This window comes from Pseudoduganella plicata (assembly GCF_004421005.1).
Lineage (GTDB): Bacteria > Pseudomonadota > Gammaproteobacteria > Burkholderiales > Burkholderiaceae_D > Rugamonas > Rugamonas plicata.
The window spans coordinates 2,609,161-2,632,005 of the sequence record NZ_CP038026.1; the positions used below are offsets into that span (position 1 = coordinate 2,609,161).

A 22,845-nucleotide genomic window follows, 5' to 3' on the forward strand; every position below is an offset into this window, starting at 1 on the left:
TTCTTCATTACTATAGGCCCTGGGTGTCATTCTAAAACCCCCCTTTTTGAAGTTGTGGTATCTTTGGATTTTCAATGTCGGGAACGTACACTCGCCAAGATATACCGTCCGGATTTTTCGATCTCAACATATCGATATAATTCGCCTGGGTGATCGGGGATTTGGATACTAGGGGGTCGTAAAAATACCGGCCGTCCGTGTACACTGAGTGATAAGCAAACTGGTCCATACCAGCCTCGGTTTGTACGTTAATTGAATTTCCCATCTGCCACACATATTTCTCAGGCCAGTTAGCATTCTTACTACCAAATATGACGATCTTCCCCTCGCCATCTGCCGCCAGGCTTAAGTCTAGAGCACACTGAGTACAGTAGTGGGAATCAGGATCGAGCTCTGTATATTTAACCAATAGCTGTTCTTTGGCCCCGGCGTTGGCAGGGGGATAGGCTTAGTGCTTTCGCCTGCCAGAGCTTCACCGCCTTTTGGACTCGTTGCTAAGTGATCGGCGGCATTTTCCTGGACATTGCTTTTAGGCGGAATCACGTCAGGACGATCCGTTGTGGTAAGAGCCTCACCCGGCCTAACCTTTGGCGGTCTCAGCACCCCAACCAGCCCCCCTTCGAGTGCTGTCGGCAGCGCACTTATAAGGAGATTCTTGCCCTCCCTAAGAAGTCGTTCTTTCTCTCTGGCATTGTACACAGCCAACTCTTCAGCTGTCGGCTTATCCGGACGCAAATTATCGCCAAGAACTGTCCAAGCATAATCTCTATAGTTCTTATCGTTTCGGAATTCTGAGTAGATCGTTGGGTTTTGGAATTCCCCACCTTTCGCGACGAACATGCCTTTGGTCCCATCGGGGGTCTCGAATGTGCCGCCCTTTGAATTCACCAAAATGAACTGCTTGGCAAGGTTATATGCCCATCGTGCCTCTGAGGTTGCTGGGCCCAAGCCGTTTGCGTAAGAATCTTGGTACACCTTATCAACACTTCCTTCGCCCGCTCGGGTTAGCCAGGCCAATGCTTCAAGCTCGGTGACTGACCGGCCAAGCTCGTCGCTAAGCTTCTTAGCGAATGTCTTTCCATTCTCTGTTATCCATTTTAGTTCAGCCGGATGCAGTTGACGATTAAACCTGTCTTCATTGAATGCGGTAGACGCTCCTGCACCATTGCCTGCTACACCGCCGACGACTGCAGCGGCCCCGGCAGCAAGCACCTTCGAAATTTCTGATGCCGTTTCTCCGCTAACCCCAGCCCCTAACAGGCCGGCTCGCAGTTCGCCTTGTATCTCGTCCAAGATCGGTGCCATGGCGGCTGCGGACCCAGCACCTAATGCCCCATCAATTCCTCCGCCAAGGGCACCGATTGCCATGTGCCCCGCCACTCGATAGATGCCACCTTCCTTCCACTTGTCGGCTTCAGCATCATTCCCTTCTTTACGAAGTGTCTTTTCGCGAGCAGAAGCCAAGTCACCGAACTGCTGGGCTAACACGGGCAATGCCTTACTCGTAATCGCGGCGCCAGCCTGCACTTCCTTCAACAGCTCGTCGCCATTCCAGTCCTTGGCGAGCGCGCCGGATGTATCCTTATCGGATGTGACGGTGCGATCTAGCTCCGTCAGCGCTGGCGTGACACCGCTGGTCAGCGTGATCGCACCACCGCTGATGCCGGCCTTAGTCAGGCTATCTTGACTGCCATCGGTACTGGCGAAGCCCGCATTGTTGCCGATCCCAGTTTTGCTGGATGCCGCACCCTTGTCCGCGACGCTCTTCGCCTTGCTCTGGTCGCCCAATTTTGTTCCGATCGATCCTGACATCGTGATACCACTGGCCTTGAAGGAATCGTTATTTACCAGGTCACTAAACGTCAGGCTACCGGTATTGAGGCTGTTCTTGCCTGTATCGACCGCCTGCTGGGTGCTGCTGATCGTCCCGCCTTTGAGGTCCGTATTCCCTCCGACAGTCAACTGGAAGCCACCATTACCGGCTTTAATGCCACTCTGCTCAACAACGCTGAGGTAATCGCCCTCGGCCTTTGCCTTGCTGAAGTTCCCCCCTACAGTGCTGACCCCGTAGCAGAACGGCGGAATGCACAGACTCAGGTTCATCCCCGCACTGGTCTGCTTGCTGTCGAATGTACTTTTATCCTGCAGACTCTCGATAGCGAGATCGCCGCCTACGTTCGCTTGCACTTTGTCTGCTGAGATGACTGCGCCCTTCAGCGTCGTATCGCCGCCACTCACCACTTTCAGTTCGCCGCCTGCATTCACGTGGGTGTTGGTATAGGTGACATCTTCGCCATCTGCCTTGCCGCGGGCTTTGCTGACACCGACGTCCAAGGTAAAGCCACTCTGCTGGCCACCAAATGCAAAGCCGATGCCAATGCTCGATCCGCTCGACTTGTTGCTGCTGTGCTGGCTGGCCGTATTTCGGCCCGCTAGCAGAGCAACATCGTTGTCAGCCTTCAAAGTTATATCGCCGCCGCCGTTAATCTCGCTGCCAATAGCAGTCAGATTGCTGTTCGCACCAGCACCGGTAGCGGTGATGCTGACGTTGCCTCCAGCTGAAACGCTCGATCCTACCGAGGTCTCGAATTTTTGTTCGGTCTTGTTTTCACTCTTGTTGCTGCCAAGGCTGACACTGACCTTAATGCCGGCAGTACTGCCACTCATGATCGATTGCGCACTGTTCACTGCTTCGACGGCACCGGAAGCCGCGGCAATCGCCGCCAGGGCCTTCATGCGGCCATCTCCAGTATCTTTCGCCGAATCCACCGTGCTTTTAAGGCCCTGCAGGGCACTCACCAACGGAATGTTCACCGACCCGCCAATCGCTGTCTTGCTGAACGTGCTGTGATCCGTACTGGTACCGCTGTCCAGCGCAGCATTGATCGCCACGTCTTGTGCGGTAATGGCGATATTCCCTTTAGGAGCCAATACCTCGCTCGCTGTCTGCGTGTACTTCTCCCCCGCGCTCAACGTCACATTGCCACCCAGGCTGGCGATCTGGCTGCCGACCTGCGTGACGGAGCTGTGCGTGCCGTCCTGTGTGGTCTTGACGCTGCCGACCGCCGGCTGGAAGGTCGTGCCGATCATGCCCGACTTCTTGCTGCTGCTCGATGACGTGTCGTCGCTCGTGTTCTGCGCGCTGACGATGGACAGGTCACGCGTCGCGGCAATGCTGATGTTCTCATCCGCGACCACCGTGCTGCCCTGGATCAGCGTGTCCCGTCCACTGGTGGCCGTGACCGAGCCGCCACTGAGCATGCTGCCCACCTGCGTGACCGTGTCGCCGTCGCTGGCCTGCTTCTGCTGGCTCTTGCTGTAGCCCATGCCGCCGGCGCCGAACGAGAAGCCGCTCTTCTTTTCTTCGTGCGTGTGCTTCTCGCTGCCTTCCGACGCGACTGTCGTTACCAGCAGGTCGCGGCCCGCGTTCAGCGTCAGCGCCTCCTCCGCCGTCAAACCGCTGCCGGCGATGGCGATGTCGTTCGCTGCCTTGACCGTGACATTCTTGCCACTGACATCGCTGCCCACGACAAGGCCAGCGGCGCTGTAGTCGGTGCTCGTAGAACTGCTCTTCTTGAAGGTGCTGCTCGATTCGCGGTGGCTCGCCGTGTCGGAGACGTGGTCCTCGATCGCGCTCTTGATATTGACGTCGTTCGTCGACGACAGCGTGACCGCACCGCCGCCGGCGATCGTGCTGGCGGTCAGGTTCAGGTCCGCCTTGCCGCCCAGGCCCGCGCTCAGCGTCAGGTTCCCAGCCGACGCCACACCTGCCCCCACCACCGTCTGGTTCTGATGCACCTGCCGGTCGTACTGCTTGCTCTTCGGGTCATTGAACAGCGACGTCTTCACTTCGTCGGTGACGGCCGCGATGTTGATCGCCCCTTTGGCCTCCAGCAGGCCCGTGCCGGTGCCGCTGGTACCGATGGATACCTGCGTACCCGTCAGGTTCAGGTTGCCGAACGCCTGCACCGTCAGGTTGCCGCCCGTGGACAGCTGGCTCACCTGGTGGTTGATCGCACTGTCGTTCTGCGTGAAACCGCTGATCTGCGACTGGTACGTGCTGCCCGTCTGCACCGTACTGAAGGCGACGTCGCGGCCGGTCATGATGCTGGCCGAACCGGCCGTGATCTTGCCGGCCAGGTCGGAAAGGTCTCGTCCTGCGAAGATGTCCAGCTTGCCCGTCGCCGTGATCGAGGCGACGTTCGACAGCGACGTGTAGCTGCCGCTGTTGGGACCGAAGTCGTACGTCTGCTTGACCACCAGCGTCTCGTTGCGGATGTCACCGCCGGCGTCCAGCTGCACGTCGCCACCGGCGATCGTGCCGCCCTGGTTGACGATGTTCCGTTCGGCTACCAGCATCGTCCGACCATTGCCGCCGTCGATGACGCCGCCGAAGTTGGCGATGCCTTCCGTGGTCTTGATGCTGACGTTCTCGCCGGTCACGAGCGCGCCACCCGGACGCAATGCCTTGCCATCCACATGGGCCACGTACACCTTCGGTACCAGCACCGTTTCCGTGCTGCCGTCGGGCAGCTGGACCGTCTGGCTTTCCATCCAGACGATGTCGCTGGTCAGGCGCGCGACCTGGTCGGCGCTCAGTGCGATGCCGGGACGCAGGCCGAATTCGCGCGCGGCGCTGACGGCGTTCGTCAGCAGTTCCTTGTAGACCGTGTCGTCGCTGGCGCCGTTGGCCGGCTGGCGGCCCGTCAGTTCGGACAGCTGTTCGCGCACCAGGCGCTGTTCATAAAAGCCGTCGCCCAGGCGCTTCTGTGTCACGGCGGGGTCCATTGCCAGCTGGTTCAGCAGATAGTCGCTGCTGGTCCACTGGCCCTGGTTGGCGAACTGCGGGCGCGCTTCGTACAGGTAGCTGCCGCCGGCATCGGGATTGCGGATGAACAGGCCGCCCGGCGACACTTGCATGACGTTGCCGATGGCCGCGCCGCGCACGGCGGACGCGTTCTGGCCGGCCGCGTTGCCGGCGGCCGTGCGGACGTCGCCCAATGCGGTGCGGTTGTCGGTGCTGCCCACGATGCCCAGCAGCGCGCCTCCATTGACTTCGCCGCTGCCGTTCACCGCGCCGTTGGCGGCAGCGCCGTTGACCGTGCCGCTCGATGCGGCTTGTGCGGCGGTACCGAGCTTGCTGGCGGAGCCGCTGCCCGAGGTCGAACCGCCGACCACCGTAACGTTGCGCAAGCCGCTGGCCTCGGCCTCGTGGCGCGCGGTCAGGTCGGCCGCCGCCGCGATGGCACCGAATGCGCCGGAAAGATTGGCGTTGCTGCGCGTACCGCTGCCGGATGCACTGCCTGCCACGCCGCCGTTCGCACCGCTGCCCGCCGACGCATGGGCGCCGGCCGATGCGGCACCGGACGCGCCGCTGCCGATCACGTTGACGGACTCGCGGACGTTGCCCACCGTGCCCGCGGTCACGTCGATATTGCTGAAGCTGCGGGCAGAGATCGAGACGCCCTGGCCGCCCTGGATGGTGCCGGCGGCGGTGCCGATTTTTTCGTTGATGCTTGGCTGCTGATAGTTCACCACCGTGCCGTCGCCGGTACGCCAGGTACCGTCGAAGGTATGGGCGCGGTACAGCGTCGCGCCCGTGTTCGTGATAACTGCGCCACCATCGATTGTCAATGCGCCCCGCGCCATGATATCGCCGTAACGATTGTCGATGACGTTACTGACCGTGACGTGCATATTGCCGCCTGAGACGATCTGCGAGACAGGCCCGGACCCTGGCGCGATCTGATCTTCCACCGCAGTGTGGTGGGCCGTGCGGGACACTTCGAGCTTGCCCTCCTGTGGCGCCACCGCCCACACCTTGTCGCGCAGGATCGTGGTGCGGGGATCCGTGTAGTCGGGCTGCGTGATCAGGCGGATGCAGTTACTGCTGCAGTTGCCGTACTGGTTCGAGAAGCTGATCGAATCCTTCCAGGTGTGCACCGTACTGGCATAAACGATCGCGTTACTGGACGCACCTCCCTGGTCGGGATTGGCGACCTGGCCACGGTCGGTGTAGTAAATGACGCGTGTCCCTTCCGAAGCCGTAATCCTCTGCTGTGTGCCATAGCCCTGCGCGTAAGCGGAAGGCGCGACAAGGAATACCGAGTCGTTCGCGTGCGTACGGATGACGGCGCGGTAAATCGAGTAGCCGTCAGGCGTGACATACTGCTCCTCTTCCAGAATGTCAGCCGGATTCACAAAGTAGACTTCGTGCGGCTGGTAGTTACTGGAATTCGCGTCGAAGTTTTTTGGATTCTTACCTTGGTGGTACCAGCTCGGCAAGTGCATCTCGACCGTCTCATCCACCGTCTGCACCTTCGTCAGCTGCACATTCTCCCGAACGTTGGTCAGCGTGGTCGCCCGCAACGTCAGATCCCGCCCGGCCTCGATGGTCGACGAGTTGTTGTTCACCACAGCGGTGCTGCCGCCACCGGCGCCGCCGATGGTCAGCTCGCCGCTGCTGTACAAGGTCGCCTGCCCCGTGTTGTTCAACGTGCCCGCCACGCCCAGGTTCATTGACTTCGTCGCGCCGATCAGCGCCGCTGCACCCGTGTTGTCCAGGTTTTGCGTGGCCAGCGTGACGTCGCCGCCGACGATGCCGCTGGTGTTCCTGACGTTGGCGGCAGTGATATCGAGCTTCGTGACGCCGTTGATCTCGCCCGCATTGGTCAGGTCGCCCGCCGCCTTCAGCACGACACCCTGCCCTTCGATCGACGCGCCGGCCTGGTTGACGATCTGCTGGCCGGACAACGTGAGCGTGCCGGCCGCCTCGAAGGTGGACGTGTTGGTGATATTGCCGGTTACCGCCAGCGACAGGTCGCGGTTCGAATGGAACTGCTGCGCGCCCGCGCTTTGCACGTAGTCGCCGTCCATCGTCAGCGCCAGGTCGCGCCCGCCGAACAGTTCACCCATGCCGCCCACGGTATGCGTGGTCACCACCAGGTCGCGGTCCGTTGCGATGCGGCCGCCCTGGTTGTTCAGCTGCTGGCTGTTCAGCGCGAGGTCGGCCCCGGAGCCCGCGGCGGTGCCCAGCTGGCCGCCATTGTTGTTGACCTGCTGCGCCGTGATGATGGCGTTACCGGCGGCGACAATCTGTCCACTGTTGGTGAACGTGGCGGCGCTCTGGTCGAACGTCAGCGTACCGCCGCTGCTGATCTTGCCGCCGTTGGTCAGCTGCTGCGTGATCGCCAGGTCGAGATTGCGGTTTGCGGCAATCGTGCCGCCCGCGCCGTTCTGCAACGTCTGCGCCGAGAGCAGCAGGTTGCCCATCGTTGCGATCGAGCCAGTGCTGGCGATGCCGGCCTTGCTGACCAGTTTCGTGTCGCCCGTGCCGGCGTTGTTGATGCGGCCATTGCCATTGTCGATGGACGCCGCGTCCACCGTCAGCGTGGCGGCCGCGCCCAGCGTTTCGATGACGCCGCCGCCGTTCGTGAGCGTGCCCGTCGCATCGAGCTGCAAGCCGGATCCCGCCTGCAGCGTGCCGCCGCTGTTGTCGGCGGCACCATTGAGCGTGAGTTCCGCCTTGCCGTCCGCGACGATCGTGCCGCCCCGGTTGCTCATGCCCGGCGCGGTGACGTCGATGCCGGCGCCCGAGCCGCGAACGGTACTGATCTTGCCGCCGTCGTTATTGAACGACGCCGCGCGGAACGTGGCGTTGCCGCCTGCGGCGATCTGGCCGCTGTTACTGAACGAAGCGCCGGCCTGGTTGAAGATCAGCGTGCCCGCGCTGCTGACGGTGCCGCTGTTGACCAGTTGCTGGCGCACGTCCAGCAGCATGCTGCCACCCGCCTGGAGCTGGCCCTGGTTGCGCAAGGTCTGCGCATGCAGGTCCAGCGCGCCGTTGCCGGCGATCGTTCCGCCGTTGACGATGCTGGTGTAGCTGGTGACGTTAGTCAGCCCGGTGCCGCCGTTGACGATCCTGCCGCTGCTGTCGATCGACTGCGCGGTGACGGTCAGCGTGCCGGACGCCGATTCGATCGTGCCGCTGCCGTTGGCCAGCGCGCCGCCGGCGGACACCGTCACGTCACGCCCGCCGTGCAGGGTGCCGCCGTTGTTGCCGATGGTGCCCGCCACGTCCACGGCCAGCCTGCCGTCCGCCGCGACGGTGCCGCCGGCGTTGGCCAGGCTGTTGGCATCCAGCGTGATGGCCGCGCCGGAACTGGACACGGTGTAGAGCTGGCCGCTGTTCGTGATGGAAGCCGCAGTGATGTCCACGGCGCTGCCCGCGCCGATCCGGCCGCTGTTGGCAAACGTGGCACCGGCCTGGTTGAAGCGCAGCGTACCGCCGCTCGTGATGGTGCCGCCGCTGTTGTCCAGCTGCTGGCTGACCAGCAAGTCCAGCGCACCGCCCGCGGCGATTGCGCCGCCGGTGCCGTTACGCAGCGTCAGCGCCGTGATGTCCATGGCGCCGTTGCCGGCGATCGTGCCGCTGTTGACGATGGCGCTGGCGCTGTCGATGGTCGTCAGGCCGGTACCCGCGTTGACGATGCGGCCCGTCGTGTTGCCGATCGACTGCGCCTGCACGGCCAGCGTGCTGGCAGCGCCGACGGCTTCCAGCGCGCCGTTCGTATTGGTCAGCGCACCGCCGGCGGTGACCGTCAGGTCGCCCGGCGTCTGCACCTGGCCGCCGCTGTTGTCGAAGGCGCCCTGCGAGCTCAAAGTGGCGTCGCCGGCCGCGCCGATGGCGCCGCCACGGTTGGAGAGTGTCGATTCGCTGGCGATGGCGATGTCCGCGCCCGACTGCGTGGCGATCTGGCCGCCGTCGTTGTCGACGGTGGCGCCGTGCAGCAGGATGGTACCGCCGGCTACGATCTTGCCGCTGTTGGCAATCGTGGCCGCCGCCTGGTCCATGGTCAGTGCCGCGCCGGCGCTGATCGTGCCCGCGTTGGCCAGTTGCTGCGCGATGCGCAGGTCCATCGTATTACCGGCCGCCAGCGTACCGCCGGCCAGATTGCGCACCGTCGCCGCGTCCAGTGCGACGGCGCCGTTGCCGGCCAGCGTGCCGCTGTTCGTCACGGATGCCACGGCCGTTATCTGCGTGTCGCCCTTGCCGGCGTTGACGAGGCGTCCTGCCGTGTTGTCGATGTCGTGTGCCTGCACCGTCAACGTGCCCGCCGCGTCGGTGACCTCGATGGTGCCGCGGCTGTTATCGAGTGCTCCCGCCGCGGTGATCGTGGCCGCGCCGTCGGCGACGATGGCGCCGCCGACGTTGACGATGCCCGCGCTGTTCAACGCGATCGCGCCGCCCCGGTCCTTGACCGTCACCAGCTGGCCGCCGCTGTTGTCGAACATGCCCGTGTCCAGCGCGGCATTGCCGCCGCTGACGATCTGTCCGCTGTTGCGCACGGAAGCTGTCGCCGCCGCCACCGTCAGCGCGTCGTGGCTGCTGATGGTGCCGGCGTTGTTGATCGATTGCCTGGCCGTGACGTTCATCGCCGCGCCCGCCGCCATCGTGCCGCCGGACGCGTTGACGATGTCCGTGGCCGACATGTCGAGCTGGCCGTTACCCGCGATCAGGCCGCGGCTGGACAGTGTACCGGCCACGTTCAGCGTTGTCTGACCCGTACCCACGTTGACGATGCGCCCCGCGCCGTTATCGAGCGCGCCGGCCTGCAGCGCCAGCGTGCCGGCGGGATCGAGCGCTTCGATGACGCCGGCGTCGTTCGACACCTGTCCCGCCGCCGTCAGCGCCAGCGAACCGGTCGCCTGCAGCGTGCCTTTCGTGTTGTCGACCTTGTCGCCGCTGTCCAGGCGCACGGCGGCGTCGGACAGGATCGTGCCTGCGCGGTTGCTGACGGCGGTGGCATCGATGCCGATGCCGGCACCCGAGCCCTTCGCGGTCGCCATGCGGCCATCGTCGTTATTGAAGTCCGCGCTGTGCACGGTCAGCTCGCCGCCCGCGACAACCAGGCCGCTGTTGCGCACGGAAGCCCCGGCCGCGGCGACGTCCAGCGCCGCGCCGCTGTCTATCGTGCCGCGGTTGTCCATCGCGGTACCGATCGTGGCCGTCATGGCTCCCGCGGACGCGATCGTGCCGGCCGCTTCGTTGACCAGCGTGGCCGCATTGATTCCCAGCGTGCCGTTGCCGGCGATGAGGCCACTGTTCGACAAGGTGCCGACGGCACCGACCGTGGCGGCGCCCTGCCCCACATTGACGATACGCCCCGAACCGTTGGCGAGGTCGCCCGCCTGCACCGCCAGCGTCGCCTGCGCGCCGGCCGCTTCGATGGAGCCGGCGTCGTTCGTCAGCAGGCCGCCGGCCGCTACGGTCACGCCGGTTACCCCCTGCGCGATACCGCGGCTGTTATCCAGCAGGCCGTCCACCGCGATTGCCAGCTCCCGCTCGGCCACGATGCTGCCGTTCCGGTTGGTCAGGCTGGCGCCGCGTACCGTCACACTGGCACCGCTGTCCTTCGCGACGGCGATCTGTCCGCCGTCGTTGTCGATCGCGCCAGCGATGAGTGTCGCATCGGCGCCCGCGACGATGGTGCCGCGATTGGTCAGCGCCGTCGCGGCTTCGTCCATCGTCATTGCGGCCTTGCTGCTGATGGCCCCCGCGTTTTCCAGGCTGCCATGCACCTGCAGCGCCAGCGTATCGCCCGCCGCGATCGTGCCTGCCGCCGTGTTGACGGCCGTTTGCGCCTCCAGCGCCAGCGCGCCGTTACCGGCGATCAGGCCACTGTTCATCAGGTGCGCGGTGGCGCGAACGGCCGTGTCGCCGCCGCCTGCGTTGACAATGCGGCCGGCGTCGTTCAGCACGGCGCCGCCCTGCACCTGCAGCGTGCTGGCCGGGGTCGTCGTTTCGATATTGCCTTGCGTGTTGTCCACCATGCCGCCGGCATGCATCGTCAGCGTGCCCTGCGCCTGGATCAGCCCCAGCCTGTTGGTCAGGCTGTCGGCGACGATGAACGCGGCATTGCGGTCGGCCATGATGGCGCCGCCCTGGTTGCTGAGGTTCTGTGCGCTCAGCAGCATGTCCGCATGCGAGCCCTGCGCCGTGGCGATGCGGCCGGCGTCGTTGTCGATCAGCTTTGCCGTCATCGTCAGCGGTCCGCCGGAAACGATGACGCCGCGGTTGTGCAGCGACAGGTTGGCTTGATCGCCGTGCAGGCCCGTCGCCGCGCTGATCGTGCCGGTGTTGTTCAGCGTTTGGCTGACGGCCAGGCCCAGCGCGCTTGCCGTGCTGACGGTGCCGCTGTTGTCCATCGTGCGCGCCGCCACGTCCAGCGTACCGTTGCCCGCGATGACGCCCGTGTTGACGATATGGCCGGTCGCGCCCACCTGGGCCGCGCCCGTGCCGGCGTTGACGATGCGTCCGGCCGTGTTGTCGATGGAGCCCGCGTGCACGGCCAGCGTCCCGGTCGGGGCGATTGATTCGATCACGCCGTCGCGGTTGGTCAGTGCGCCGCCGGCGTCCATTTTCAGCGCGGTGGCCGTCTGGATCACGCCCTTGGTGTTGTCGATGTCGCCCGTGACGGTCACGTCCGCGGCACCGCTGGCCATGATGTGGCCCGCCTGGTTGCTCAGCGCATTGGCATCGAGCGTCAGCGCGCCGCCGTTCAGCGTGTCGATGGCGCCACCGTCGTTGACGACGCGGTCCAGATTCAGGCTGGCGTTGCCGCCCGCATCGATGGTGCCGGTGTTGACCAGCGTGGCGCCGGCTTCGTTGGAAGCCAGCGTGCCGGCGCTGCTGATGGCGCCGGCGTTGTCGAGCTGCTTGTGCACGCCCAGGTTCATGTGGTCGGCCGCGACGATCTCGGCGCCTTCCGCGTTGGCCAGCGTGGCCGCGTTTACCGTCAGGCTGCCGTTGGAGGCGATCACGCCGCGGTTGTCGATATGGTTGACCGCGGCCACGGTCGATTCGCCCACGGCCGTGCTGACGATCCTGCCCGCGTTGTTGCCGATGTCCTGGGCCTGCACCGCCAGGCGCGCGCCGGCCTCGATGCTGCCGGCCGTGTTGTCGAGCATTCCGCCCGTGCGCAGCGTCAGCATGCCGTCGGCCGAGATGCTGCCGCCGACGTTGCGCGTATCGCCCCGGACGTTGAAGTCGCCCGTGCCATCGGCGCGGATGGTGCCGCCGGAGTTATCCAGCCGGCCCGTCGTCATCGTCAGCCCGGCCAGCGTGTCGGTGGCCGTGGCGATGGTGCCGTCGTTGACGACGGCCGCGTTGGCGATCGTCATCTCGCCCTGCGAGACGATGCTGCCGTGGTTATTCAGCAGTGCCTTGTCCTGCTGCGTCGTGAACCTGGCACCGCTGGCGATGGCGCCATCGTTGTCCAGCTGCGTACGGACGTTCATCGTCATGTCGCCGGCGGACGTAATGCGGCCCGTTCCGGCGTTCGACAGCAACGACGCGGTAACGTCCACGCTGCCGTTACCGCCAATCAGACCGCTGTTGGTGACGGTACCCGCCGTGATGCTGGCAGCGCCCTTGCCAGCGTTGGCGATGCGGCCCGCGCTGTTGTCGATACGCGCCGCCTCCACCGTGAGCGTATCGGCGCCCGCCAGCGTCTCGATCGTGCCGACGCGGTTGTTCAACGCTCCTGCCGCCTGCAACGCCAGCCGCTGCGCGCCCTGGATCGTGCCGCCCGTGTTGTCGACGCTGCCGGAAGACGCGATGGATGCGTCGGCCGCACTCGCGATCTTGCCGCCCGCGTTGGCGAGCGTGCCGGCGGACCAGGTCAGCTGACCACCCGCCGAGACGCTGCCCTTGGTGTTGTCGAAATCGCCCGTCTGCATGCGCGCCGCGCCGCCGACGGTCCAGATGCCGGAGGCGGCGCTGGCAGCACCGCTCTTCAGCGTCAGGTCGCCCGTCACGTTGACGGTGCTGGCGTCCCCCGCGATGGTGCCGGCACGCAGGTCGAGCGCTGCCGCCACGTCCAGCGTTCCCTTGGCCTGCCGCAGCTCGCCGCCCACGTCGAGCGACGCGGCGGCGGCGCCGGTCTGGCGCAACGTGCCGCCATCGTTATCGAGTCCGTCCGTTACGTCGATGGTGAAACGGCCGGCCTGCAGCAGGCCGGTGCGGTTGGCGAACGCGCCGGTCGAGGCATCGAGCGTGCCGCCGACGAGCAGCTTGCCGGCGTCGTTGCCGAAGGTGTCGGTACGGGCCGTGAAATCGCGCCGTACCGTCAACGTGCCCTGGCCGTTGTCGAAGCTCGTTCCATTGACCGCCAGCGCTTCCAGATACGCCTTGCCGCCTCGGTTGTCCAGCGCGCCCGTGCTGACGGACACGCCGCCGCCGGCCACGATGGTGCCGGCACTGTTGTCGACCAGCTGCGCCTTCAGGATGCCGGGCTGTTGTACCGGCGGTGCCGGCACGGCCGGCGTGGCGACAGGCGCGGTTGGTGCCGGTGCCGGCGCTGGCGCCGCCGTATCGACAACGACGGCGGTATCGGTGGCCGCGACTGGCGCGACCGTGCCGCCGCCTGGCGTCACCGTGACTTCGCTGACGGTCGGCGCGACGGCCTCGCGTCCCAGTGTGCCGCCGCCATTGACGACGCGGCCCGCATCGACCGCCAGCACCGTGCTGCCGGATTGTTCGATGGTGCCCTGCGCGTTGCGCAGCGTGCCGCCGCTGGTCAGCTCGATGCGGCCGGCGGCGATGGTGCCGCCGCCGTTGTCGGCATCGCCGCGCACGGTCAGAACGGCATTGTTACCGGCCATGAGCTGCCCGCTGTTCGTCAGGCTGCCCGCCGTCAGCGCGACATCGCCCGTCGCCTGCAGCTTGCCGCTGTTGGCGACAGCGTCGGCGCCGACCTGCACACGCTGCGCGGCCAGGCTGCCGCTGTTTTCCAGACGTCCGCTGGCGGTGACGACGAGGTCCCCGGCCGGGGCGCCGATCTCGCCCGCATTGCGCACGCCGACGCCCGCTTCGGTGCCAACGAGGTAGATCTGATTGGCGTACATGCCGCCCAGGCGCGCCACGTCGATGGCGTATTGCGGCGCATCGGCGGCGCCCTGGCGTGCCTGCGTGACCTGTGCGCTGCCGCTGTCAAGCACGTCGTTGACGCCGGCAATCACGTCCAGGCGCTGTGCCCACAGGCCCGCGTTGACCTGCACGGAACGTGCTATCAGCGCCGTGTAGTCGGTCTTGCTGGCATCCAGACCGCCGCCGTCGATGGCGATCGCCCCGCGCGCCACCGTGTAGCCTTTCAGCTGGCCATCCTGGAGCACGGGCGTGCCCGTCGTCAGCGTGGCGCGGCTGACGTTGATGAAGCCGCCGCCGTCCACCGAAATACCGGCCGGGTTGGCGACGATCGTCTCGGCGCGCTGGCCGGCCACCTCGATATAGCCCTGCAGCCGGCTCGGATTGGCCGAATTGACTTCGTTCAGGATCACGCGCGCGGTGCCGTCGGTCATCCACGGGTTGGCCTGGACCCATCCGCCCAGCTGCGACTGCACGTCCGTGCGCGAGTTGTTGAGGATGACGCCCGTTTTCGGCACGTCGAACTGCGAGTAGACGTTGCGCGACACGCCGGCCGCGCTGGGCGTCTGCACGTTGACTTGCAGGACACCGTTGGCGGCGTTCAGCACCGTCGGGCGCTGGTGGCCCGGCGCGCGGCCATCGGCGACGACCTGGCCGAACGCGGTGCCCGTCAAGGCAAGGCTGCCGAACGCGGCCCCCAGCAACAGCAACAGCCGGCGCAGCGCCGGCATCGTCAATGCGGCCGGTGCGCAGGTGGCCAGCGCGCCGCTCTGTCCCTGTCCCTTGCCCTGACTGCGCGCCGTCTCCTGCACGGCCATGCACATGCCACGGGTCTTGTTGAAAACGATGCGGTAGCGAAGCTTGTTCATGTCAGTACTCGAAGTTCAGGTTGAAGCCGCTGGCCACGCCGGCGGTGCGGAAGGCCGCGGGTTTGCGGACAGGTTTGCCGGCGAAGACTTCCGCCTGGAAGCGTCCCAGCTGGCCGCGCCAGCCCAGCGCCATGCCCGTCAGACTGGTGCCCAGCAGGCGTGGCGCACTGGCGCCGGAGACGGTGCCGTGATCCAGCGCCACGTACAGTTGCTGGTTCGTGCCGGGCACGGTCCAGGTCACATCATTGCGCAGCAAGGTGCCCCGTTCGGCCGACAGGCTGGCTTCGCCGTCGAAGCCGCGCACGGTGTAGCGCCCGCCGATGGCGAAGCGGTCCTGCGGGATCAGCGCAGTGCCGTTCCACTGGCCGCGCCACGCGCCCTGGTACGTCAGGCCGGCCGGCAGGGGGACGGTGACGTTCAGGTCGACGTTGACGATGCGCGGGCGCGACGTGCCTTCGCCGTAGGGTTCCTCGGGTGCCGGCAACGTGCCGAAGGCGGACGTGCCCAGCTTGTAAGCGATGCTGCCATCGACAGTGCTCTTGCCGATGAATTCCTTGTGCGCCAGCGCCAGTGCGAAGCCGCCCATGCGGCGCCGCTGCACTTCCACTTCCGTGTCGTCGATGAAGTTCCGGCTGCGACGCTGGTAGGCGCGCAGCGACACCGTGGTCTTGCGCACCGCATCGCGATAGACGATGCGCGCCAGCTTGAGCTCCGTGTTCGTGCTGGTGCCGCGGTAGATGTAGTCCTGGTTGGCCCCTGCCACCGTCTGGTGGTAGCCGTAGTCGTTCAGCTGGAAGGTGGCCAGCCAATAGCCGTAAGGAATCGAGTAATGCAGCGCATGGCCCTTCGTGCCGTAGTCGCCGCCGGGGCTGTCGCCGGGCAGGTTGCGGTTCAGCGTCACATAGAATAGATCGTGGTGGCCCGTCGGATTGTCGACGGACACCGTCGCGCCGCCCTGGTACGTGCCGGTGGAGCGGCTGCCGCTGTCGTCCAGCGAGAGGGCGAAGCGCCATGCGCGGCCGCCCTGCCAGTCGATCGCCAGGTCGCTTTCGCCCGGTTGTTCGCCAGGGACGATCTTGATATCGGCTTCGGTGCGCGGCACGCGCTTGAAGTTTTCCAGGCCCTGCTCGATGGCGCGCAGGTCCAGCAGGTCGCCCGGCCGCAGCGGCAGCGCGTTGGCATAGCCGCCCGTGGGCTGGCCCGCCGTGAAGCGGACCGCGCGCACGCGCCCCGGCACGAGCGTCAGACGCAGCACTCCCGTCAGCAGATCCTGCGATGGCGCGAGCACGCGGGCAGTAACATAGCCGCGGGCGATCAGCGCGTTCTGGATCGCGCTCACCATTGTGTTGATGCCCGTGCTGCCCAGGCAGCGGTTCAGCGCCGGCTGCGCGGCGCCCAGCGCCCACTGGAAGCGCGCGGCTTCGTCGCCGCCCAGCGCCACGGTGCGGATGACGAAGCACGGCGATTCATTGGCAGGATACCCATCGGCCGGTGCGGCCACGGGCGCCTGCAGGCGCACGTCGGACCCGGCCTCATCCTGCTTGCGCTGGATCTCCTCGCGCTGCTGCTGGCGGCGCAACTGCTCGGCTGCCAGATCGGGGGCCGCAGGCGTCACTTGGGCCAGTGCGGACGGGACAACGACGCAGCTCACGAGGGTCAGGTGAGCGCGTTGCGAAAACGAAAACATTGCATACCTTACGGAAACACTTCAGCTGTGTAGTATAGCGAAGTGATTTCCATACGGAAACGACCGCAGTGACGTTTTACCCTTTAATTTTTAAAAAGTCGCGTTGCTGTATTTTATAGCCCACATATTCGTGATAATTGGTGAGAATTTCGCCGCAAGATATTCTCGGCGCTTATATCGATTATTTCAGATTCGTGACAAGAAACTGCTCCACACGCTTCCAGAAATCGATGCGGTTATTTTCATGCCTTAACCCGTGGCCCTCGTTGGCGTACACCACCCAATCCACCTTCCGGTTGTGTTCGCTGAGTGCGCGGCGCAGCCGTTCGGCGTGGGCGATAGGCACGCGGCGGTCCTCGCTGCCGTGCGCAATCATCAGCGGCTGCGTCAGCCGGCTTGCCAGCGCCACGGGCGAGTTCTGCCGCAGCACCTCCGCATCCTTGTCGGGGTCGCCGATCAGTGTGCGCATATCGTAGCGGGTATTGTTTTCGGAGACGTCGGCCTGTGCCGACGTGAACATCAGGTCGATATCGCTGACGCCAAACGAATCGATCCCGGCACGGAACAGTTCGGGGTTGCGAATCAGGCCCATCAGCGTCGCGTAACCGCCGTAGCTGCCACCCATGATGGCAATGCGTTTCGGATCGGCCAGCCCCTGCCGGATCGCCCACTGTGCGGTATCGGCCAGGTCGTCCTGCATCGCGCGGCCCCACTGCTGCCAGCCGGCACGGAAATGGGCGAAGCCAAAGCCGAGGCTGCCACGGAATTCCGGTTGCAGCACGACATAGCCGCGCGACGCCAGGAATTGCGCCTGGGCATCCCACTCCCACGAGCCGCCGCGTACCCATGGGCCCCCATGCACCAGCATTACCGCCGGCAGCGGCCCTTTGGTTTTACCGGGCGGCATGGTGACGTAGGTCGGAATCTTCAGGCCGTCGCGCGCGTCGATGCGGTGAAAATCGCGGATGCCCATATCCCTGTGCTGGATGTCGGGATGGGTGCTGCCCAGGCTGACGACGGCATTCGTGGCCGGCGTATAGATCAGATACTGCATGGGCTGCCGGTCCGACGACGATCTGACCAGCAGCGCCGGCGTGTTCCGGCAATCCATGCCGCAGGTGACCTGGTTGCTCATTCCCGGCACGAGCGCATCGATCTTGCCTTGCGCCTCCTTCATGGCGGGATCGAACCAGACGGTGGATCGGGCATCGGACTGGAAATGCACGCCCAGCAGCTTGCGCGCAGCGTGGTCCATCTCGGGATAGCCGCCAAAGTCGAAACCGTCCAGCACGATCAGCGGCTCTTTCGAGCGCTCGTGTCTGGCGATATCGAAGGTGTACAGCGCGGTTGTGCCCTTGTATGAAGCGGTGACGTAAAGCGTATTGCGGCTGTCGAAGAAGGCGGGGTGGAAGCGGGTCTCCTTGTAGCAGTCCGTATTGCTGATTTCCGCCCAGTCCTTGCCGTTCTTCTCCCGGTACGACAGGATGCAGCGGCCCTTGTCGCTGGAGAAGGCAATGCGGGGCGCATCGTCCGCATCGAGCAGCCACGCGCGCACTTTGCCGGGCTGCGTGCCCTGGAACAGGTCCGACAGGATGCGGGTACGGGTGTTCAGCCGGTACAGCCGTGACGATTCGGGCTGCATGTCGAGGCTATTCCATATATATTTTTCGACGATGATGTCGTCCGATCCGTCGTGCGTGGGGCCGTGGTAGGCATAGGCGGCTGTCAGCACGCGCGTCTTCAGGTGCGAGCCGGTTGTCTCCTGCCGGTGACGCCAGTTGCCGGAAATAAGGTGCTGCAGGTTGCTGCCGTCGCGGTCGGCCGCGAACTCGTCGAGATTGCCTTCGAATTCGACACGCATGTCCTTGACGGTAAACGTCAGGCGATCCTCGTTTACCCAGTGTATCCCCGTGATGGGCGCATCCTCGCCCTGCGATTGCGCGGTGACCGTCGCGTCGTCGAGGTTGCGCGTGCTGCGCACGACGATGCGCTGCTTGCGCTGCGCGTCGGTATGCAGATAGGCGACGTAATTTCCCTTGGGCGACAGCGTTGCCATGGCAACGGTCGGCTCGCCAAAAAACGCCTCGACGGGCGGTGCGGCGGCAGCGCCGACGAGAGGGGACAGGCAGATCGTCGCTGCCAGGACGGGTTTCAGGAGGAACGAGCGCATTATCGGCACCGGGAAAGTTGGACCGATGATTTTCAATCCGACAATATCGCAGTGTCAAGTTTATTGGACTGCACGTTGTAATAACGCTGATTCTCTTCAATTACCACGTAAATCCAGACCCGGTGCAGCCGATATAAAAACCGGCAGCTGCGCCGTATAATGCAGATCCATTATAAATGCGCCACTGATATTAATGACAGCCCAGTGGCCGATGGCAGCCCGGCCGGCATTGCACCGGCCGGGCTGCAGTGCCACTTACGCCACCTGCGGCAGCTTGTCGATCATTTTATCGAGCGTGATCGGATAATCGCGTATGCGCACGCCCGTGGCGTTATAAATGGCGTTGGCCACTGCCGCCGCCACGCCGCAGATACCGAGTTCACCCACGCCCTTGGCCTTCATCGGCGACGACATCGGGTCCGTCTCGTCCAGGAAGACCACTTCCTGGTGCGGAATGTCCGCATGCACGGGCACCTCGTAGCTGGCCAGGTCGTGGTTGACGAAGAAGCCGAGGCGCTTGTCGACCACCAGATCCTCCATCAACGCCGCGCCCACACCCATCGTCATCGCGCCGATCACCTGGCTGCGCGCCGATTTCGGGTTCAGGATGCGGCCGGCCGCGCAGACGGCCAGCATGCGCCGCACCCGCACTTCACCCGTGTACGCGTCCACCGCCACCTCGACGAAGTGCGAGCCGAACGTCGACTGCTGGTACTTCTTGTCCAGGTCACCGAATTCGATCATGTCCTCCGCCACCAGCTCCGCGCCCTGTGCCGCCTGGCGCAGCGGGATGGACTTGCCGCCTGCGTTGACCATGCCATCTGCGAACTGCGCCTGTGCGCCATCCACGCCCAGCTTCTGGCAGACGATGTCGCGCAGCTTCACGCACGCGGCGTACACGCCGGACGTGGCGCTGTTGCCGCCCCACTGGCCGCCCGAGCCGGCCGATTCCGGGTAGGCCGAGTCGCCCAGCTTGACCACCACTTTCTCCAGCGGCAGGCCCATCATCTCGGCCGCCGTCTGCGCGATGATCGTGTAGCTGCCGGTGCCGATATCGGTCATGTCGGTTTCGACGGTGACGACGCCGTCAGGCCCCAGCCGCACCCGGGCGGCGGACTTCGTCACGATATTGTTGCGGAACGCCGATGCCACGCCCATGCCGATCAGCCAGCGGCCCTCGCGCACCTGCGCCGGCTGCGGGTTGCGCTTGTTCCAGCCAAAGCGTTCCATCCCCTGGCGCATGCATTCGACATAGCGGCGCTGCGAGAACTTGCGCTCGCGCTTCTCCGGGTCTACCGTCGTGTCGTTGATGATGCGGAACATGACGGGGTCCATCCTGAGCTTTTCCGCCATCTCGTCGATGGCGATCTCCAGCGCCATCATCCCCGGTGCTTCGCCGGGCGCGCGCATTGCGTTCCCTTCCGGCAGATCGAGCACCGCCAGGCGCAGGGTCGTCAGGCGGTTCGCGCCCGCGTACAACAGGCGGGTCTGGTTGACGGCCGTTTCCGGTTTGCCTTCCGGCAGATCGCCCGACCAGCTCTCGTGCGCAATGGCCGTGATGCGCCCTTCGCGCGTGGCGCCGATGCGCAGACGCTGGATCGTGGCCGGGCGGTGCGTGGTGTTGTTGATCATCAGGGCGCGCTGCAGCGCCACCTTGACGGGCCGGCCCGTCGCCTTCGCGCCCAGCGCGGCCAGCACTGCCTCGGCGCGGATCCACAGCTTGCCGCCGAAGCCGCCGCCGATGTAGGGCGAGATCAGGCGCACGTTTTCCTTCGGGATATTCAACGTCTTCGCCATGTCGCTCACGCTCCAGGCGATCATCTGGTTGGACGTCCAGATCGTGACCTTGTCGCCTTCCCAGCGGGCGATGGACGCATGCGGCTCCATCATCGCGTGGGTCTGGTCCGGCGTGGTGTAGGTAGCATCGAGCTTGACGGGAGCCCTGTCAAACGCCGTGGTGAACGCGCCGACCTTCGTTTGCGGCGGATCCTCTTCCTTCTTCGGGATCTTTGCCGTGTCCTTGACGGCGGCCAGGTCGTAGGCGCCCTTCTCGCGCACGTACTTCACCTGCACCAGCTGGGCGGCGGAGCGGGCCTGTTCGAACGTCTCGGCCACGACCAGCGCGATGGCCTGGTGATAGTGCTCGATCTTCGGACCGGCCAGCAGGGCGGCCGTATTGAATTTGCCTTTGCCGAGCTTGCCGGCATTGTCCGCGGTGATGACGGCAATGACGCCGGGGGCCCGCTTCGCGGCGGCGAAGTCGATGGATTCGATGCGACCCTTGGCAATGGCGGAACCGACGACATAGCCGTACGCCGCATTGGGCGCCGCCTCGTTCTGCTCGTAGGCATAGCGCGCGGTGCCGGTGGTTTTCAGGGGGCCGTCGATACGGTCGACGGGCTTGCCGATGACCTTCAGCTGGTCGATCGGGTTGGTGGTGGCAGGCGTTGCAAATTTCATCGCTTATCCTTTCTTCGCATCCGCCAGCACGCCGTCGAGCGTACGCTGGACCAGGGGGATCTTGAACGCGTTTTCTTCCGTCGTCCTGGCGCCGGCCAGCAGCTGCCCGACAACAGCCTTGCCGCCGCGCGGCAGCTGCGACTCTGCTGCCTCGACGCGCCAGGGCTTGTGCGCCACGCCGCCAAGGGCGATGCGCCCCTTGCCGTCCGGCTGGACGATGGCCGCCACCGAAATCAGTGCGAATGCATACGAGGCACGGTCGCGCACCTTGCGGTAGAAATGCTTGCCGCCGACGGGCTTCGGCAAGGTGACGGCCGTGATCAGTTCGCCCGGCGCCAGTACGTGCTCGATATGCGGCGTGTTGCCGGGCAGGCGGTGGAAGTCGGCGATGGGGATCACGCGCGTGCCGCCATCGGGCTTGACGGTTTCGATGCTGGCATCGAGCACACGCATGGCCACGGCCATGTCGCTCGGATGGGTGGCGATGCAGGCATCGCTGGCGCCGACAATCGCGTGGCCGCGCGTGTAGCCGCCGATGGCGGAGCAGCCGCTGCCCGGGGCGCGCTTGTTACAGGCCATGTTCGTGTCGTAGAAATACGGGCAGCGGGTACGCTGCAGCAGATTGCCGGCCGTCGTGGCCTTGTTGCGCAACTGCTGCGAGGCGCCGGCCAGCAGCGCGCGCGACAGCACGCCGTAGTCGCGCCGCACCCGGGCGTCGGCCGCCAGGTCGGTGTTGCGCACCAGGGCACCGATGCGCAGGCCGCCCTCGCTTGTGGCCTCGATCCTGTCGAGACCGAGGCCGTTGACGTCCACCAGGTGCGGCGGCGTTTCGATCTCCAGCTTCATCAGGTCCAGCAGGTTGGTGCCGCCGGCAATGAAGCGCGAGCCCTCCGCCCGCATCACGGCGGCCGCCGCTTCGGCGGGCGTGCGCGCCCGTTCGTAGGTGAAGACTTTCATGCTTTGCCTCCCGCGACTTCCGTGATGGCGTCGAGAATATTCGAGTAGGCGCCGCAGCGGCAGATATTGCCGCTCATGCGTTCGCGGATCTCCGCCGCGCTCAGCAGCGGCGCCTGCGTCAGGTCGCCCGTGACATGGCTGGGGATGCCCTTGCGGATTTCGTCCAGCACGGAGACGGCCGAACAGATCTGGCCAGGCGTACAGTAGCCGCACTGGTAACCGTCATGCTTGACGAAGGCGGCCTGCATCGGATGCAGTTTATCGGGTGTGCCGAGGCCTTCGATCGTCGTCACCTGCGCGCCGTTGTGCATGACCGCGAGGCTCAGGCACGAGTTAATGCGGCGGCCATCGACGATGACGGTGCAGGCGCCGCACTGGCCCTGGTCGCAGCCCTTCTTGGTGCCGGTCAGGTGCAGGTTCTCGCGCAGCGCGTCGAGCAGCGTGGTGCGCGTGTCGACATCGAGCTCGCGCGACTGGCCGTTCACCGTTAGCGCTACCTTCGACATGACGGGCGGCGTCGGCGAGTCCACTCGGCCGGCGGCCGGCTGGGCCTGTGCGCCCGCGACGGTCGGCACGGCGGCGGCGGTGGCCGTAAGCGCGCCTGCGATCAGCAGGTCGCGCCGGGTAAGTTTGAGGTCATCCATGTATCGCATCCTATGGCTGGGTGGGGGTGGCTGGAAGCGGCGCTTGTTCAGCGCGGGACGGCAGACCTTGGGTGAGCCTGGCCGATAGTTATCTTAAATGCAAATCCGGATTCGATTAGCACGGTTGAACG

General features: G+C 65.3%; 6 protein-coding genes. All 6 read right to left on the reverse strand.

Annotated features, from left to right (window positions below):
* Positions 1 to 351: 351 nt before the first annotated feature.
* Positions 352 to 14,796 (reverse strand): hemagglutinin repeat-containing protein, encoded by a 14,445-nt coding sequence (locus E1742_RS11365; protein WP_134384975.1) that lies wholly within the window; start codon positions 14,794 to 14,796, stop codon positions 352 to 354.
* A gap of 1 nt (position 14,797) precedes the next feature.
* Positions 14,798 to 16,447, reverse strand: a complete 1,650-nt coding sequence (locus E1742_RS11370; protein WP_307721919.1) for a ShlB/FhaC/HecB family hemolysin secretion/activation protein — start codon at positions 16,445 to 16,447, stop codon at positions 14,798 to 14,800.
* A gap of 217 nt (positions 16,448 to 16,664) precedes the next feature.
* Positions 16,665 to 18,653, reverse strand: a complete 1,989-nt coding sequence (locus E1742_RS11375) for an alpha/beta hydrolase family protein (RefSeq protein ID WP_134384977.1) — start codon at positions 18,651 to 18,653, stop codon at positions 16,665 to 16,667.
* Positions 18,654 to 18,908: 255 nt separating this feature from the next.
* Positions 18,909 to 21,113 (reverse strand): aldehyde oxidoreductase molybdenum-binding subunit PaoC, encoded by a 2,205-nt coding sequence (gene paoC / locus E1742_RS11380; RefSeq protein WP_134384978.1) that lies wholly within the window; start codon positions 21,111 to 21,113, stop codon positions 18,909 to 18,911.
* 3 nt (positions 21,114 to 21,116) lie between these two features.
* Positions 21,117 to 22,070: an FAD binding domain-containing protein gene (locus tag E1742_RS11385; RefSeq protein ID WP_134384979.1), complete on the reverse strand. Its 954-nt coding sequence runs from the start codon at positions 22,068 to 22,070 to the stop codon at positions 21,117 to 21,119.
* Positions 22,067 to 22,714 carry an aldehyde dehydrogenase iron-sulfur subunit PaoA gene (gene paoA, locus E1742_RS11390; RefSeq protein WP_371860217.1) on the reverse strand — a complete coding sequence of 216 codons (648 nt, stop codon included), beginning with the start codon at positions 22,712 to 22,714 and terminating at the stop codon, positions 22,067 to 22,069. The genes E1742_RS11385 and paoA overlap by 4 nt, the downstream gene beginning before the upstream one ends.
* Between the last annotated feature and the right edge of the window lie 131 nt (positions 22,715 to 22,845).